We start from the raw sequence: 15,679 nt of genomic DNA, 5'->3' as shown, positions 1-15,679 counted from the left end.
TAGGATTATATACCGTGGAAACATCCCCTTTCCCCCTTCTCAGTCTTTTGATCTTTCTTCCCGTGGTGGCAGGCATTAGCCTGCTCCGCATCCGCAATAAACACCGGATTCTATCTGTGGCGCTAGGGGTAGCGGTTGCCGAGCTGCTGCTATCCCTTATCCTGCTAGGGTTATTCGATCCTAATCAAGATGGCATGCAGTTTGTAGAGCAGCATAGCTGGATACCGACCCTGAATATTGATTATCTGCTAGGCGTCGATGGGCTATCAGTACTCTTCGTGCCCCTAACTGCCCTAATCACGGTAGCAGTAATATTAGCCTCTAGACGTAGTATAAAAACACTCTCCAGCTTATATTTTGCCCTACTGCTATTCCTGGAAGGCATTACTATCGGTGTCTATTGCACGCTGGACCTGGCCTTATTTTTTTTATTTTGGGAACTCACGCTACCTCCCTTATTTTTTCTTATCAGCCTCTGGGGAATCGGTGTCCATCGCCGCTATGCCGCGCTCAAATACGTGCTGTTCATGCTGACCGGCGGAGTTCTCTTGCTCTTTGGGTTTGTCCTGCTAGGATTGAATCACGCCAATGAAACAGGAATAGCCGCACCAGCGGGGCTTTCCTTCAACTATATGGAGCTGCTGCAAACCCCTATTCCCCTAGCGACTCAAGCAATAGTTTTTTTATTACTATTTTTCGGCTTTGCCATCAAGGCTCCGTTGTTCCCCTTCCATGTCTGGTTGCCGACCATGGCGATGGAAGGCCCGGCGAGTATCACCGCCATCATCGTAGGCCTAAAGCTAGGCTTATTTGGCATTATCCGCTTTGCCATACCCCTGGCCCCCCAGGCCGCAAGCCAGTATTTTGTTCTGATGATGCTGTTAGGCGCAATCGGGGCCATCTATGGGGCATTGATCGCCCTAAAACAAACCAATCTACGCCGTATGCTTGCTTATTCTAGTATCAGTCATGCAGGCTTCGTATTAATCGGCGCGGCCACTTTCAATATCCAAGGCATCCAAGGAGCTGTGTTTCAGCTTTTCAATTTTGGTATCGTAGCCAGCGGTATTTTTCTCATAGCAGGATTTCTTCAGTATAGGCTAGGCTCAACTGAATTAACCGCGTTAGGTGGCGCGGCACGCCCCATGCCTATTTTAGCATCATTATTTTTTATCCTTGGCCTGGCAAGTATTGGTGTGCCCGGTACCAATGGTTTTGCCGCTGAACACCTAATCGTAATTGGCGCATTCAAAGCCCATATAGGAATGGGACTAGCCGTGCTACTAGGTATCATTCTAAGCGCTGCTTACTATCTGGTTTTTTATCAGAAGGCTTTCTTGGGTCCTGTTACCCACGCTACGGTAAAAGAGGCCGTAGATTTACGTTCACGGGAATATTGGATAGCCGGCACCATGGTTTCGTTAGCATTACTTCTTGGCCTATTTCCGCAGCAAGTGCTAAACACAACGGATAAAACCTTACAAGGTTGGGTAGCACGTGTAGAAACTTCCCCGGTTGCGGAGAACAATAACACCGCCGAGAAAATTTTAGCTCAAAAAAACCATTACGATAGGACCTCAAACCCTAATCATTATTCTTATTAGAAGCCTTTCTTGTTTGCTTTAGAACTCTTTACCCCTGCTTCAGTTTTTGAAGTGGGGGGTAAAATTTTCGGCGGAATCTACAGTGTCTCTTACCAACTCCATCACTCTCTCATCTATGCTAACCCTGACTACCATACGAGCTTATATTTACGAAATGTTTTTCCATCCATATCCCGAAGGAAATAAACAAGTTAAACTTGCCCGCGGCTCTCCCGTTGCAGAAGTTATGAGTAAGTGTAGCCGGTGTTTATTTAACATTCTCTGCCCTAACTTGGTATTAAACCAACCCCTTCCCAGAAATTTCCTGGTTTAATCACGAAGTCCATCTAAAAAAGTACTGCATCACTATTTTTTATGAATTTTTATTTCTTCTGCCCTAACACAACCTTAGACTGAGTTAGCATATAAACAATTCCATTCCGTATCTCGTTAACACTTAGCTTCTGATTTCCTCCTTTAGGAGGCATCGCCTTATAGCCATTCATGGCATGAGACACTAAGGTTTCCAGCCCCTGCGTAGCGCGCTTGCTCCAAGCAGCTTTCTCTCCCATTTTGGGAGCGCCTAAAGCACCTGTCCCGTGACAGGCAGAACAAGTTTCTTGGTAGACCGCCTTACCTCTCTTTAGATTTACTTCCCTTGATGACTGAGGTTTTAACTGGGCCGCTTGTGGAGAAAATTCTACCCTCTTTTGTGATGATGGCGGGGGATGGGCCGACTGCTCCTTAGCACTAACGCCAGGATAAACATAAGCAAGCTTATCGGCGGAAACAGGCTCCGGACGGGTAAGATAATCGCTCAGGGTAAATCCGAAAAGAAAAAGAAGCCAGAAAAAGCCCGCTGCCGCAAAAATTCTTACCAAAGGCCCCCGGTATCTCAGGTGCATGAAAAAGGTTAGCACCAATAGCATTTGGCCGATAGCAATGAGTATATTGACTACAAGATTAAAGGGACCTAAAGGGATATAAGCGCTGCCAAAGGTTCCTAGGAGCAAAATAATTAAAGTCGCCCAGACCCACAGCTGAGTTTTCCACGGGGCGATATCTTGCCCTTTCACGCGCGTGACACCAAATAAAAAAGTGGATAAATAAAAACCCAGACGATATCCACAAAGGCCCAATATAATCCCGTGAGCTCAACGGGTGTGTAATAATAACTGGAAAATCGCCCACGCCCCGCCATTATAGCAATAGCGATCATTATAAGAATGCCAATCGTGACATGCACAGCGTGCATTCCCGTCATCAAAAAATAAAGAAAAAAGAACAGCTCAACCGGTTTTTCATGAGGACTTTCATAGGTAAAATTAAAGGCAGGGATAAGCTGTTCTTTATAGGCATGGTAATACTCCGTCCCTTCAATGAAAAGAAACGTTATTGCGAGCAGTATGGTCAAAATAAGAAAACCTAGGATAGCCTTATCTCTTCCCAGCTTAGCGCCGCGAACCGCAAGCGCCATACTCAAACCACTCGTTAACAATACGCCAGTGCTGATAGTGCCAAACACGACATCCGTATGCCTGCTTGCTTCAGCAAACGCTTCAGGGTAATTGAACCGGCTTACCGCATAGCCAGCGAACAAAACGCCGAAAAATAGAATTTCAGTGCCAAGAAATACCCACATGCCGAGGGTAGCCGCCTGGTATTCTTGCACTGGATCGTCAAATTGCTCTGCTACAATAGCGTGCTCATTTCTCATTTTGGTTTTAATCTAAGAGAACAAGGTCTTCACCCTTTATTAAACTTTATACGGCGAATAAGCGTAGGCTTCCTCCGTTACAATCGGGGTCTCCCTAAAATTATATTTAGCAGGAGGCGAGGAGGTCTGCCACTCCAACCCTTTTGCTTCCCATGGATTACTACCAGCGATACGCCCATAGCGCAACGACCACAATAAATACAGGAGCGGCAGAAGGTAACCCAGCGCCAGAATCAACGCTCCGCCGGAAGAAATCACATTAAGCACTTCCAATTCCTCCGGATATTCATGATAACGCCTCGGCATGCCCAGATAGCCCAGTAAAAACTGCGGAAAAAATGTCACATTAAAGCCTACGAAAATCAACACCGCCGCAATCCTGCCCCACATTTCAGGATACATTCTCCCGGTCATTTTAGGCCACCAGAAATGAATGCCTCCCAAATACGCCATCACCGATCCGCCTACCATAATATAGTGAAAATGGGCAATCACAAAATAAGTATCCGTCAAGTGAACATCCAGGGCTAAAGCCGCCACGATGATTCCAGTCAAACCGCCTATCATAAACAGGAATACGAATCCCAGCGCGTAAAGCATAGGGGCCTCAAAAGAGATAGACCCTTTATACAGAGTAGCGGTCCAATTAAAAACTTTAATAGCCGAGGGGATGGCCACCATAAAACTAAATAGGGAGAACATCATGCCCGCGTAAACGGACTCTCCGCTCACAAACATATGATGCCCCCAAACTAAAAACCCAAGGATTGCAATAGCCATAACAGAATAAGCCATAAAACGATAGCCAAAAACTGGGCTTCTAGAGAAACAAGCAATAAGCTCGCTTGCTACCCCCATGGCGGGCAAAACCATAATATAGACGGCAGGATGAGAATAAAACCAGAACAGATGCTGAAATAATAGAGGATCTCCCCCCAACGCGGGGTCAAAAATACCTATCTGAAATATGCGCTCCACCGCCACCAAGGTCAAGGTCATGGCCAGCACAGGGGTTGCTAGCACCATAATAACGCTGGTGGCATAATTGGCCCACACAAACATCGGTAAACGAAACCACGTCAGCCCTGGCGCCCGCATTTTATGAATGGTTACAATAAAATTTATGCCAGTAAAAATACTCGAAAAACCCACAATAAACACGCCTAGCACTGCTGCGATTACATACGTATTGGAAAACATGGTGCTAAAGGGCGTGTAAAAGGTCCAGCCGGTATCCACGCCACCGGCAATCACCATGCCGATGGTGAATATTCCCCCTAACGTATATAAATACCAACTCGCCAAGTTCAGACGGGGAAAAGCGAGATCCCGGGCGCCAATCATCAGCGGAATAAGGAAATTCCCCAGCACTGCTGGAATGGAAGGAATCAGAAAAAACCAAACCATGACAATGCCATGGAGAGAAAAAGATTTGTTATAGGTTTCAGCGGTAACAAAATCTCCCCCGGCGGTCACCAGTTCTAAGCGTATCACGGCAGCTGCTATTCCACCAATAAAGAAGAACAGCGTAATGGAAACGAGGTAAAGCACTGCTATACGTTTATGATCTAGTGTCGTTAACCAAGATTTTAGGGTTTCCCCCTCATCAAGATAGCTTGTATATTCCGCGGCCGCATTAGCGCTCATGAGGATATCTCTTTAGAAAAATATAGTTAGGAAACTTTTCCCGTAATTTCTCTGCTTTGTTTTTTATAACCACTATTTCTGTTGTAACCATTGTGCATAAGCCGAGGGTTCCATGACGATCACCTGGCCGACCATACGAGAATGATCAGTCCCGCAATATTCAGCGCAGAAAAGATGATATTTGCCAAGCTTGATAGGGCGAAACCAAATTGTGATGTAACGTCCCGGCAATACATCATGCTTAATACGAAATGCCGGAATAAAAAAGCTATGAATAACGTCCTGGGAAATCATCGTTAACCGCACATTTTTCCCTAATGGCACATGCAATTTGTTGATTTCCCTTTTCCCATTAGGATGCTGAAGCTTCCACATCCATTGCTTGCCCACAATGGCGATATCGAGATCCACCGTAGCATCATCTGGCGGAACTAAAAGTTCCGTGTAAAAATAGGCAGCCCATACAAAAATAGCTAAAAACAGCCCAAACGGGATGATAGTCCAGGCAAACTCGATAGCGGTAGATTTACGTATTATAAACCGGCTTGTGCTAGCACCACGTCGGTACTTGATTGCAAAAAAAACAATCAAAAAAGTAATAATGATAGTAACGAGACTGCACAGTATAAATAACGCTAGAAAGAGGGTATCGAAATGGCGCGACAGGCTAGAGGCTTCTCCCAAAAATGTGCCAAACCTTTCCATCACTACAATCTCCAAATTTATAGGGGATTAATTCGCAAAAGTATGGGGCGCCGCATCCTTTTTCTTATAGTCCTTGCCTTGCTCATCCTGTGAGTGCCTTTTCGCTAACAATTCCATAGCATATTCAATAGGAATATGAAAGGAGCCTTTTTTTTTATTCACCCAACCATAACTATGTAATAAATCCTCATTCTTTTTCCGTAATTCAGTCCACCCTGCACCAGAACTCGCCTCTAGATAAGGCGCTGGAGGAATTCTCTCCACTATGAGATCTTTTTTTAGGGGACCTCCTGTCCCCATCTCTTGTTGCTTATTCTCATATAGCTCCATCAAGGCAAATACGAAGGTTCCGCCCAAGACAATGACCAAAAGGAGAACAACCCCTATCCAGACAATAGTATAGTCCTGCACATCCGTGGTCTCATGCCGGTAGCGTCCCTGGCTTGATAAGTTATCCGCCATGCTCCATTGCTTCCTCTACAGGCATTGGGGCGAGTATAGAATAGGCATTTTGCAGCCGCCAAAGTACGACGGCTAGCCAAAAACCACCCATTCCAATGGGAACCACTAGATCCGTCCAATAAATTTGGAAGCCTTCAACCCGCAGGGAGGGCACAACGAGCCAGAAAGCGTTCACTAAACTGGAGAGCAGAATAATCACGGCAATCCCCACCAACGTCCTCCTCGCTCTTTTGAAAGACCGAAACAACAGCGCCACAAAGGGAACAATGAAGTAAAACACAGCGAGAAATATGCTCACCCCACGCCAACTGCTTTCCACGCGGGGGACATACCAGGAAATTTCACGGGGTAAATTTCCAGACCAGATAATCAAATATTCCATATAAAACAGATAGGCCCATAGCAGGACAAACATCAGTAAAATATTACCAAAATCATGGAAACGAGCAGACGAAAAAAATTTTGATAACGACTCGATACTGGAAAGATAGCCGGCAATAATCACTGCAAAGGTCATAGCAGCCAGCATCTGGCTAGTTCCAAAAATAAATCCGAATATGGTTGAAGTCCATTCCGGAACCAAAGACATCACCCAATCGATAGCGGCAAAAGTTACACTCAAAGCATATAAAATCAAACCACCCCCACTCAATCGCTGGAGGCGTAGCACCGTTTTTCCTTCTGGATGCTTGCCTTGTTCTTTAGAACATTTTTTCAGCCAGTAAGCAATACCCAGCCAAATAGCAAAATAGATAATAGCCCTAATAAGAAAAAAGCTGGCATTCAAATACCAGCTTTTTTTCTGCAACAAAGGATTACTGGCTATTTCGCCGGGCCGTGCCCAAACATAAATTTCAGACAGCCCCACAGCCAAAGGAATAAAAAGCACCGCCATAAGCGGTAGCGCCCAAGTCGCCGCCTCCAGGGGACGGCGGATAAGTAATCCCCACGTTCCACCAGTTAAATAATGAATCATAAGAAGTGCCAAGCCGCCCACGGAGATACTGATCCAGAAAATATAAGAGAACAAATAAGAAATCAGGAATTGCTGATACTGAAAATAGGCTCCAACCACGGAAAGCACTAGTCCTATTAGCCCAACAAACAGAGAAAATTTTTGTACTCGGGACATTAATGATAAGGTGGTCTCATCCCTTTTGGTTATCATTTTTCTTTTCCAATTGACGCTGGATAGTTTCTTCTGGAATATCTTTTAGCGTTGCATTCTGGCTTAATTGCAAAGCTCGAATATAGGCAACGATAGCCCAGCGATCCTGAGGTTCAACCCGTGCGGCATAGGAGAACATCCGGCCAAACCCTTGAGTCATCACATTATAGAAGTGAGCATCCGGAGCATCCCTCAGGCGGGCGGAATGATAAGAAGGGGGAGAGGGGAATCCACGGCGGACGATCATCCCATCTCCATGGCCTGCCTGACCATGGCAAGGAGCACAATAAATATTGAAACGCTCCTGTCCTCGTTTTAGAAGCTTAACAGTGATGGGAAGAGGGATTTCACCACTAGGAATTTTTCCTTTTGGTAAATAGAACGCCGCTTTTCCTTCCCGCCCGCTAGACGAGCCTGCAAAACTCCCTGAAGAAAATATCACGGTCTCAGGCACCAAGGACCTGGCGGATTGGCCGTCTGAAAAGAAATCGCTTTTTGAAAGTGGCTTGTATTTTGGCTGATCGTACATATTTTGCATCACATTTTCACAGCCAGGCGAAAAAGCAATAACTCCGGCAACTACCACCAAAACCACCAAGCGGCCTCTTTTCAAGCACATTTAATATACCACCTTTTCGCAGCCCTCCTTAAAAGCCGCTCCAAAAGCGCCCTTTTCTACACCGGAACCGGTATGGAGACGCGCTTTGCAATGCTTTAATCATGAACCCCTACCCTGCTCAACTTACCAAGCATTCCACACGATCTTTTAACCCAAAACCCTTATTTTAATAACTTTCAAAAAGCCGTTTATATTATCCCTTAACCTCATGTAGGCTTAGCGGTTCTAAACTCTCAAGAAAACGCCTCGCCCGGACCTCATCGAATAGCGGATCATGGGCGCCAAGACACAAAAAAAAGCGATCCCGCTCCGCCATCTCAAACTGGGATACATCAAAAAGCGGGTGATGTAATTTAGGCAGTCCATTTAATATCAACATGCCAAATACCACCGCCAAGGCAGCCCCCAGAATAGCCATTTCCACCGCGGGGGGGATAAAAGCGAGCCAGCTATGATAAGGGCGGCCGCCGCTATTAATAGGATAGTTGATAGTGGCGGAATAATACTCCACGAAGTAAATACTAATAGCCCCTAGGCAACCGCCCACCAAGGCAAAAAAGGGCAATAGATCGCGACGAAGTCCCAGGGCTTCATCTAGCCCCTCGACCGGAAAAGGCGTATAAGCCTCAATCGCCTGGTAGCCATTTAGCCGACTTTCTCTTACCGCCTTCAGCAGCAATTCCGCCGTCTCGAATTCGGCCATAAGGCCGTAATGTGTAATTGCTGTTTTATTCATGATTCTTTGTCTTCGGCGCTGAGCTTGCGGATTTCGAACATGGAAGCAACCGGCGCAAAACGAATAAATAACAGAAAAAGCATGGCAAAGAATCCTATCGGGCCGAAAAGAAAGATCCAATCCCATAAAGTGGGATAAAACATCCCCCAGGCGGAGGGCAGGAAATCACGATACAAACTGGTCACAATTAGCATGAGGCGCTCTAACCACATACCTATAACGACTACAATCCCAACCACGAATAAGGCCATAGGATTAAGACGAATTCGCTTGAACCAAAGAACCTGAGGCACCAGAACATTACAAAATATTGTTGCCCAATAAACGGGAGCATAGGCTCCACTCATTCGGTTCTGGGTTATGGCAATCTCATAAGGATCAGCGCTATACCAGGCCATAAACACTTCCATAATGTAACTATAGGTAACAATAAGGCTGGTAGCCAGTAATAATTTGGCCATATTATTTAGGTGCCGAGAAGTGATAAACGCATGCAGGCCAAAAACGGATCGCAGCGGAATAACCAGTATCAGCACCATGGCAAACCCCGAAAACAAGGCGCCGGCAACAAAGAAAGGAGGAAAAATGGTGGAATGCCAACCAGGGACAATGCCTTCCGCAAAATCCTGCCCCACCATGCTGTGAACGGAAAAAACCAGCGGAACGGCCATGCCTGCTAATAGGCGGGAGGCCATTTCAAAACGCTGCCAATGCCTCACTTCACCACGCCAACCCAAGGCCAAGAGGCCATAAAATATTTGCTGGGACCGCTTGCGCGCCCGATCACGGATCACGGCAAAATCGGGGAGCATCCCCATGTACCAAAACAGCAGCGATACAATCAGATAAGCCAAGATGGCAAAAAAATCCCACACCAAAGCGCTGCGCCATTGGGGCCATACGTTCATAATATCGGGATAAGGCGCCAACCAATAAAAAAACCATGGTCGCCCCAAGTGGAGGATGGGAAATAAACCAGAAATAGAGACCGCAAAAACGGTCATTGTCTCCGCGGAACGATTAATCGAAGCCCGCCACTTTTGGCGCGTTAGCAACAAAGCAGCGGAAATAAAGGTTCCAGCCATGCCAATTCCTATCCACCATACATAATTGGTAATGGCAAAGCCCCAGGCCACGGGAATATTGATTCCCCAAATGCCAACGCCCGTCATCAAAAGGTAGCCAATAGCGGCGAAAAACAACAACGACAGCAGCGCGGAAAGTCCAAAAGCGCCAAGCCACCACCCACGCCGCTGAGGAGCCAATACCAGGCCGCTGACCTTAGCCGCCACAGCGGCACCCGGAGGAGGCTTTTTTTCAAAAACCGAGGCATCGCCCCCCCGCGTGCCTATATGAGTAGGGTGTCTAGATGACATTGCTATTCTTCCTTGAGCTTAGGGTTCGGATTGGTCAATTTGGCGAGATAGGTAGTTCGCGGGTGCGTATTGAGCTCACCCAAGAGCGCATAATTAAGCGGCGAGGCCTTCACTTGGCCAACGCGGCTTTTCGGGTCGTTTAAATCGCCAAAGACGATGGCCTCGGTAGGGCATGCTGCCTGGCAGGCGGTTAATACTTCGCCATCTCGAATACGGCGATCTTCTATCTCAGCCTGAATTTTGGCGTTACTAATCCGCTGTATGCAATAGCTGCATTTTTCCATCACCCCCCGCATCCGCACCGTGACTTCAGGATTTTTTTGGGCTACTAAAGCCGGCATGTCTTTAGCATACTCTAGAAAATTAAACCGCCTGACCTTATAAGGGCAATTATTAGAGCAAAAACGGGTGCCAATACAGCGATTGTATACCTGAAGGTTGAGCCCTTCGGAGTCATGCACCGTTGCCGCCGTGGGACAGACCAGCTCGCAGGGCGCCTTTTCACAATGCATGCAGGGTACTGGCTGAAAATAAGTCCGTGGATCATCCAAGCCTCCGCTGTAGTAGCGATCAATGCGCAACCAGTGCATCTCTCGTCCTAGGCTGACCTGCTCCTTGCCCACCACAGGGATATTATTTTCTGCTTGGCAGGCCACGACACAGGCGCTACAGCCGATACACGCGCTTTGATTAATCGTCATGCCCCAGGCATAGCCTGGATAATCAAATTGAGGATAAAGGCTTTCAGAGGGCGATTCTTGCTGAGCGAAATGGGGATTTTCTTGAAACTCGGAGAGAGTCGCCGTTCGAACAATATCCCGCCCCTCCAGGCGATGATGGTGCTGGGTGGTGGCCAAGGGATGACGCTTGCCAGTCTTGACAAGTTCTAGCCCCCGCCCAAACCAAGGCGTCTTGGAAGAGCGCAGCGCATAGGCATTAAACCCCGTTCCCGTTCCCACCTGTCCGGTTTTATCGCGGCCATAACCTAAAGTCACCGTGATCGCCTCATCCGAATGTCCCGGTACAATCCAGATAGGGGCTTGCACTTGCCGCCCCTGGTAGCGAAGCACTACGACTTCTTCATTGGCAAGTTCCAACTTTTCGGCCGTCCGGGGGCTAATCAAGGCGGCGTTGTCCCAAGTAAGCTTGGTGATGGGCTTCGGCAGCTCCTGCAACCAACCATTGTTGGTAAACTGTCCATCCCAAACCGTTGGATCAGGCATGAAAATAATTTCCATACCTGACGTTGCTTGGGCCTTAGACTGTGTCTTTGATAAATGGGCAACTAGATCACCGCGTAATTTTACCGCTTTCGACGTTAGTGCCGTTCCTTCGATAAAACCTGCCTGCAATGCCTTGTTCCAGGTGTTTTCGAACTCCGATTTGGGCCACTGTTGTCGCCAATACCCACGCACCAGGTCATAATCGCTTTGATCGGTTTGGCCAAGCAGCACCGCCAACAACTCCTGGGCTGATTTGCCTTGATAAAGAGGCGCAATTAAAGGCTGCAATAGACTCACCGTACCTTCGTAGGCGCGGGCATCCCCCCACCTCTCCAAGTAATGAGCCTCGGGAATATGCCAGTGGCTGTGGGCGGCGGTTTCATCTTCGTATAACCCGAGATAAACTGATAACTTCACCTTGGCGAGCCGCTTGGAAAAGGCCAGATCAGCCGGCGCGCTATAGGCGGGATTGCCTCCTAGCATAATGAGCGTATCCACCTCGCCTGCCTCCATCTGCGCCACCAAATGGCGCAGAGATTCATTTTGATTCCGGGGATTGAAGGCTATCGGCGTAGTATAAGTAAGCGTCGTTCCCTCATTGCCCAGAACCTGATTCATGGCATGGGCCAGTCCATGGACAAAGGGAGGCTGCTTTTCTCCCGCGATCACCAGGGAAGTTCCCCGGCGTTGGCGTAAATCCTCCGCCACGGCCCTCACCCATCGTTCGGACAGCGCGGGAGATATTCCTGCTATAACGGGTACCTCAATGCCTAGCGCGCGGGCCACCTGCAAGGCCAACGCTTCTATTTGGCTAGCAGGCAGGGAGATCCTATGATCCGCCATCGCCCCCGTTATGGTTGGTGAACTCTCAGCCACATACAAGCGGTTCATAGTGCTTTGTGTCGAATCTACCCGCCGCTTTTTCGCAAATTCGCGGGCATGGCGTAAATGTCCTGGCAAAAAGCCGAGGAAGTCTCCATCAAGAGACAAAACTACCTCAGCCCGCTCCAGGTGATAGCGGGTCTCAAGGGGCTCGCCAAACGCCAAACGGGTCCCCTCATAGCTATTATCCTGGTTAATCGGCTGATATTGATGCCAATGGGCATGGGGAAACTGTTTGCCTAATGTCTGTAATTGGGAAATCAACGTCGGCGAGCTTACGGTTGGAGTTAATATATAGAGCCCCTTGCCTTGTTTGCCCTCAAAAGTGCTCATCTTATCGCCCATGGCGGCCACAAAAGCCTGCCAAGTGCTAATCTCCCCTTGATAATTTATCACCTGAGCCCGGTCGGGATCCCATAATTGCAGCACCGAAGCTTGGGCAAAAATATCTATCCCTCCTAAACTGGCAGGATGCTGGGGATTGCCTTCCACTTTGGTGGGACGACCCATCCGGCTTTCCACCAACACCCCCGTGGCAAAGCCATCCAGAGGCATCGCCGTGGCGAAAAATAGCGACTGGCCCGGCACTAAACCTTCCGGCGTTCGTACATAAGGAAGAATTTCCTCCGGTGGGGGAACGCTGCATGCGCTTAGCCCGGCTAGGGCCAAAGAAGCCCCCATCAGCCGCAGAAAGTCCCGCCGGCTGAGTGAAGCCTGACTCAGCTCGCGAAAAAAGGGAAATTCCTGGTATAAAAAACGTTCGAATTCTTCACTGCCCGCCAGCTCTTCCAGGCTTTTCCAGAAACTGCGTCCTTCCGTCTCGGCAAGGCGGGCCCGAATGGGCGCTAAATCCAAAGGTTTTACACTTGATCCCGCCATTGATGCTTCCCCCTTTGCTCAGCGGTGACAAGTTGAACAGTCAGTCTTACTCTGAATGTTGTACTTTTCTACTAATCGCTTCCCCAATGCTAATTGGTCCTCCTTCGGCTGCCAATCCATGTCAAAAACATGGGCGCGGGGCCGTACAAAACGTTCCGGCGCCCGATGGCAATCTAAGCACCACTGCATAGTTAAAGGCTTCGCCCGCCAGGTGAGTGGCATTTCATCCACCGGTCCATGACAGGAAACGCAGCCAATCCCCTTATGAATATGAATACTGTGGTTAAAATACACAAAATCAGGCAAATCATTAATGCGCTTCCAGCGCAAGGGTTCTTTTTTCCGAAAACTGGCCCTCACTGGAGCCAAGACCTCCGCATCGGTAAAGAGTTGCGAATGGCAAGTCATGCAGATTTCTGTTGAAGGGATTCCCGCAAAAGAAGATTTTTCCACGGCGGTATGACAATAACGACAATCAATGCCATCATCGCTCACATGATGTTTATGGCTAAATGGCACGGGCTGCTCGATGGCTGCGCCCACGGCAGCCAAAGGGCTAGTGGCGATACGCCAAAGCACTGCCGCGCTTAAAATAAACAGAACAATACCCAAAATAGCGAGTTTAAGAAGCAGAACGAAACGAGAGGTGAAAATTTGGGCCATAGCAAAATCCAACTTATAAATCCACTCCTAACTTCAGTCCTTATCCAAATCCACGACGCATAAACGCCTCTGCCGCCGGAGTAAAGCACGGTTTTTTTATTACTGGATTGGCTTTATATTGCCCATTAGTCTCAGCCTATTTTCTAGCAACCTTCTCTCACTTTGCATGGTTACTAGTGGGACCTAGCCTATACCTAGGACTATCTATCATCATATAATCATTTTGAATTTATTCAATAAATTCTCCTAATCTCCCAATCTCATTATTTATCATTCTTCATTAAGCTCATAATAAATTTCAATATTTATAAGCTATAGACCAGAAAACACAGTTTGTATAGTTATTAGTTAATAGGCAGCTTCGGATAGTAAATATAATTAGCGGGAAAGCGGCCCAGGAATAGAATTCGCGATGAATAGGCGCAAAAAAATAGGGGATATTTAGGAATGAAGAACGGTGTGAAGCCAGGGAACAGGAAGCGCTCCAAGAGCAACCCAGGCGGCAGAGTACGCTAAACTATTTTTTTAGGGAGAAAAAGCAGATTTGCAGGATACCAGCCCTTTGTTCCAATATCTAGGGAACTTAATAACCACCCACGATCCACAAGGATAAAGCAAGCGCCAGTAAACCATCATAAGGGCAGCAAATAGATTTACTCGCTGCATAATAGAACCGCAAATTACTACTTGAATTAGTCTCCATTTTTTGAAAATAAGCGGGAGATACCCGAACACTTCTTTTTTTTCTTCGGACCTTATTGAGGTACCTTAAAACTATCCGCGGATTTTTCAAGCAAGCGCTGATAGAGATTTACATACCTTATGGCCATATGCGCCGAAGTAAACTGCTGCCAATAGCGGGCCTCGGCATTTTTACCCATTTTTGCCGCAGCTTCAGGATGATCCCAAAGAAAAGTCATAGCTTCTCTAAACGCGCCAGGATTGCTGGGGGGGACAACCAGGCCCGTCTCATTATGGATATTGACATAACTGGTGCCCGTGCCGATTTCACTGGACACCATCGGTTTCCCAAACATAGCGCCTTCCAGCAGAGAAATACCGAAAGCCTCAGAGCGAAGATGAGAAGGAAACACAATGGCCAGGCTCAAGTCAATCAGCGCTACTTTATCCTCATCGGATAAAGCTCCCAAAAAATGAATGTTTTTTAAATCTAAACTTTGTGCATGCCTTCTCAGTTCTTTTTCAACAGGCCCAGAGCCCAAAATAACCACAGGAAACTCAGTGCCTTCAACCGCGTCCAGAAGAATATGTAAACCTTTATAATAGCGAATCATGCCAACAAACAGGAAAAAGCGATGGCCTACCCGCGTTCCCCAATACTGTCGTAATTCCGGTCTTATTTTAGGATAGGAAGCTTTATCCAAGCCAATGGGAATCACCTCGGTTTTAGCTCGGTATTGATCTAGTATCTGGCTAGTGGCGAAATAATTAGGAGATGTCGCTACAATGCGATCAACATGGCTCAAAAAACAGTGCATGAGTGGCCGGTAAAAATTGAGGAGAAATTTCTGCCGGATAATATCGGAATGATAAGTTACTACCGATGGTTTTTTGACCAACGAAGTAAAATGCACCATATCCATAAATGGCCACGGAAAATGATAATGGATCAAATCTACCTGCTTGGCTAATTGAATAAACCGCAGTAGGGCCGATAACGAAAAACCCGTTGATGCGATTTGAAAATCAAGCCGTGCTCGATGAACAAGATGATTATCAATAAATAAATTTTCCTCAGATTTGGTTTTGCTTAGAGTGAGAATCTCTGTTTTAACGCCATAAGCAGAAGTACCGCGAGCAATTTGATAAATTACTTGTTCAACCCCCCCCATCGTATCGGGGAAATAAGTTCTATAAAAATGTAAAACCCGCATATAAGCTCGCTTAAAATGCGCTTTATAAAAAATACCTGCAAGCCGGTCTCGGTAGCATGTTTTTCAAAAAGCACTTAGTAAGGGGATAAAGCTAGATAGGCTTAATATGAAAAAGCCATTCGCC

Annotated in this window: 13 protein-coding genes; 1 reads left to right on the top strand and 12 read right to left on the bottom strand. The window is 47.1% G+C overall.

Annotated features, from left to right (window positions below):
* The first annotated feature begins 14 nt into the window (after positions 1 to 14).
* Complete coding sequence (locus NWAT_RS05595; RefSeq protein WP_013220170.1) at positions 15 to 1,604, top strand: complex I subunit 4 family protein; 1,590 nt, start codon at positions 15 to 17, stop codon at positions 1,602 to 1,604.
* 362 nt (positions 1,605 to 1,966) lie between these two features.
* Here the strand turns inward: NWAT_RS05595 and NWAT_RS05590 are convergent, their stop codons facing one another.
* The 12 genes from NWAT_RS05590 to NWAT_RS05535 all read right to left on the bottom strand — a co-directional run bounded on the left by NWAT_RS05590 (position 1,967) and on the right by NWAT_RS05535 (position 15,555).
* Entirely contained in the window at positions 1,967 to 2,659 is a 693-nt protein-coding gene (locus tag NWAT_RS05590; RefSeq protein ID WP_013220169.1) for a c-type cytochrome, read from the bottom strand.
* Positions 2,656 to 3,300, bottom strand: coding sequence for a cytochrome c oxidase subunit 3 (locus NWAT_RS05585; protein WP_013220168.1), 645 nt, complete (start codon positions 3,298 to 3,300; stop codon positions 2,656 to 2,658). The genes NWAT_RS05590 and NWAT_RS05585 overlap by 4 nt, the downstream gene beginning before the upstream one ends.
* Positions 3,301 to 3,339: 39 nt before the next feature.
* Positions 3,340 to 4,947: a cytochrome c oxidase subunit I gene (gene ctaD / locus NWAT_RS05580; RefSeq protein ID WP_013220167.1), complete on the bottom strand. Its 1,608-nt coding sequence runs from the start codon at positions 4,945 to 4,947 to the stop codon at positions 3,340 to 3,342.
* Positions 4,948 to 5,019: 72 nt separating this feature from the next.
* Complete coding sequence (coxB, locus tag NWAT_RS05575; protein WP_013220166.1) at positions 5,020 to 5,652, bottom strand: cytochrome c oxidase subunit II; 633 nt, start codon at positions 5,650 to 5,652, stop codon at positions 5,020 to 5,022.
* Between the two features lie 27 nt (positions 5,653 to 5,679).
* Positions 5,680 to 6,114 carry a hypothetical protein gene (locus NWAT_RS05570; RefSeq protein ID WP_013220165.1) on the bottom strand — a complete coding sequence of 145 codons (435 nt, stop codon included), beginning with the start codon at positions 6,112 to 6,114 and terminating at the stop codon, positions 5,680 to 5,682.
* Entirely contained in the window at positions 6,104 to 7,282 is a 1,179-nt protein-coding gene (locus tag NWAT_RS05565) for a hypothetical protein (RefSeq protein WP_013220164.1), read from the bottom strand. The genes NWAT_RS05570 and NWAT_RS05565 overlap by 11 nt, the downstream gene beginning before the upstream one ends.
* Entirely contained in the window at positions 7,263 to 7,901 is a 639-nt protein-coding gene (locus NWAT_RS05560) for a c-type cytochrome (RefSeq protein ID WP_041350516.1), read from the bottom strand. The genes NWAT_RS05565 and NWAT_RS05560 overlap by 20 nt, the downstream gene beginning before the upstream one ends.
* A gap of 193 nt (positions 7,902 to 8,094) precedes the next feature.
* On the bottom strand, positions 8,095 to 8,637 hold the full coding sequence (locus tag NWAT_RS05555; RefSeq protein WP_013220162.1) for a DUF3341 domain-containing protein: 543 nt from the start codon (positions 8,635 to 8,637) through the stop codon (positions 8,095 to 8,097).
* Positions 8,634 to 10,013, bottom strand: a complete 1,380-nt coding sequence (gene nrfD, locus NWAT_RS05550; protein ID WP_013220161.1) for an NrfD/PsrC family molybdoenzyme membrane anchor subunit — start codon at positions 10,011 to 10,013, stop codon at positions 8,634 to 8,636. The genes NWAT_RS05555 and nrfD overlap by 4 nt, the downstream gene beginning before the upstream one ends.
* 2 nt (positions 10,014 to 10,015) lie before the next feature.
* Positions 10,016 to 12,997, bottom strand: a complete 2,982-nt coding sequence (locus tag NWAT_RS05545) for a TAT-variant-translocated molybdopterin oxidoreductase (RefSeq protein ID WP_013220160.1) — start codon at positions 12,995 to 12,997, stop codon at positions 10,016 to 10,018.
* An 18-nt stretch (positions 12,998 to 13,015) separates the two neighbouring features.
* Positions 13,016 to 13,660 (bottom strand): cytochrome c3 family protein, encoded by a 645-nt coding sequence (locus NWAT_RS05540; RefSeq protein WP_013220159.1) that lies wholly within the window; start codon positions 13,658 to 13,660, stop codon positions 13,016 to 13,018.
* A gap of 755 nt (positions 13,661 to 14,415) precedes the next feature.
* Positions 14,416 to 15,555, bottom strand: coding sequence for a glycosyltransferase family 4 protein (locus NWAT_RS05535; protein WP_013220158.1), 1,140 nt, complete (start codon positions 15,553 to 15,555; stop codon positions 14,416 to 14,418).
* Between the last annotated feature and the right edge of the window lie 124 nt (positions 15,556 to 15,679).

The sequence above is a fragment of the Nitrosococcus watsonii C-113 genome (assembly GCF_000143085.1).
In the GTDB taxonomy this organism is placed as follows: Bacteria; Pseudomonadota; Gammaproteobacteria; order Nitrosococcales; family Nitrosococcaceae; genus Nitrosococcus; species Nitrosococcus watsonii.
This window is presented reverse-complemented; position numbering and strand designations above follow the sequence as displayed.

Excerpts from the sequence above, each read along its gene's own strand:
- NWAT_RS05585 (WP_013220168.1), bottom strand. The coding sequence starts at position 3,300 with ATGAGAAATGAGCACGCTATTGTAGCAGAGCAATTTGACGATCCAGTG.
- ctaD (WP_013220167.1), bottom strand. The coding sequence starts at position 4,947 with ATGAGCGCTAATGCGGCCGCGGAATATACAAGCTATCTTGATGAGGGG.
- coxB (WP_013220166.1), bottom strand. The coding sequence starts at position 5,652 with ATGGAAAGGTTTGGCACATTTTTGGGAGAAGCCTCTAGCCTGTCGCGC.
- NWAT_RS05570 (WP_013220165.1), bottom strand. The coding sequence starts at position 6,114 with ATGGCGGATAACTTATCAAGCCAGGGACGCTACCGGCATGAGACCACG.
- NWAT_RS05565 (WP_013220164.1), bottom strand. The coding sequence starts at position 7,282 with ATGATAACCAAAAGGGATGAGACCACCTTATCATTAATGTCCCGAGTA.
- NWAT_RS05560 (WP_041350516.1), bottom strand. The coding sequence starts at position 7,901 with ATGTGCTTGAAAAGAGGCCGCTTGGTGGTTTTGGTGGTAGTTGCCGGA.
- NWAT_RS05555 (WP_013220162.1), bottom strand. The coding sequence starts at position 8,637 with ATGAATAAAACAGCAATTACACATTACGGCCTTATGGCCGAATTCGAG.
- nrfD (WP_013220161.1), bottom strand. The coding sequence starts at position 10,013 with ATGTCATCTAGACACCCTACTCATATAGGCACGCGGGGGGGCGATGCC.
- NWAT_RS05545 (WP_013220160.1), bottom strand. The coding sequence starts at position 12,997 with ATGGCGGGATCAAGTGTAAAACCTTTGGATTTAGCGCCCATTCGGGCC.
- NWAT_RS05540 (WP_013220159.1), bottom strand. The coding sequence starts at position 13,660 with ATGGCCCAAATTTTCACCTCTCGTTTCGTTCTGCTTCTTAAACTCGCT.
- NWAT_RS05535 (WP_013220158.1), bottom strand. The coding sequence starts at position 15,555 with ATGCGGGTTTTACATTTTTATAGAACTTATTTCCCCGATACGATGGGG.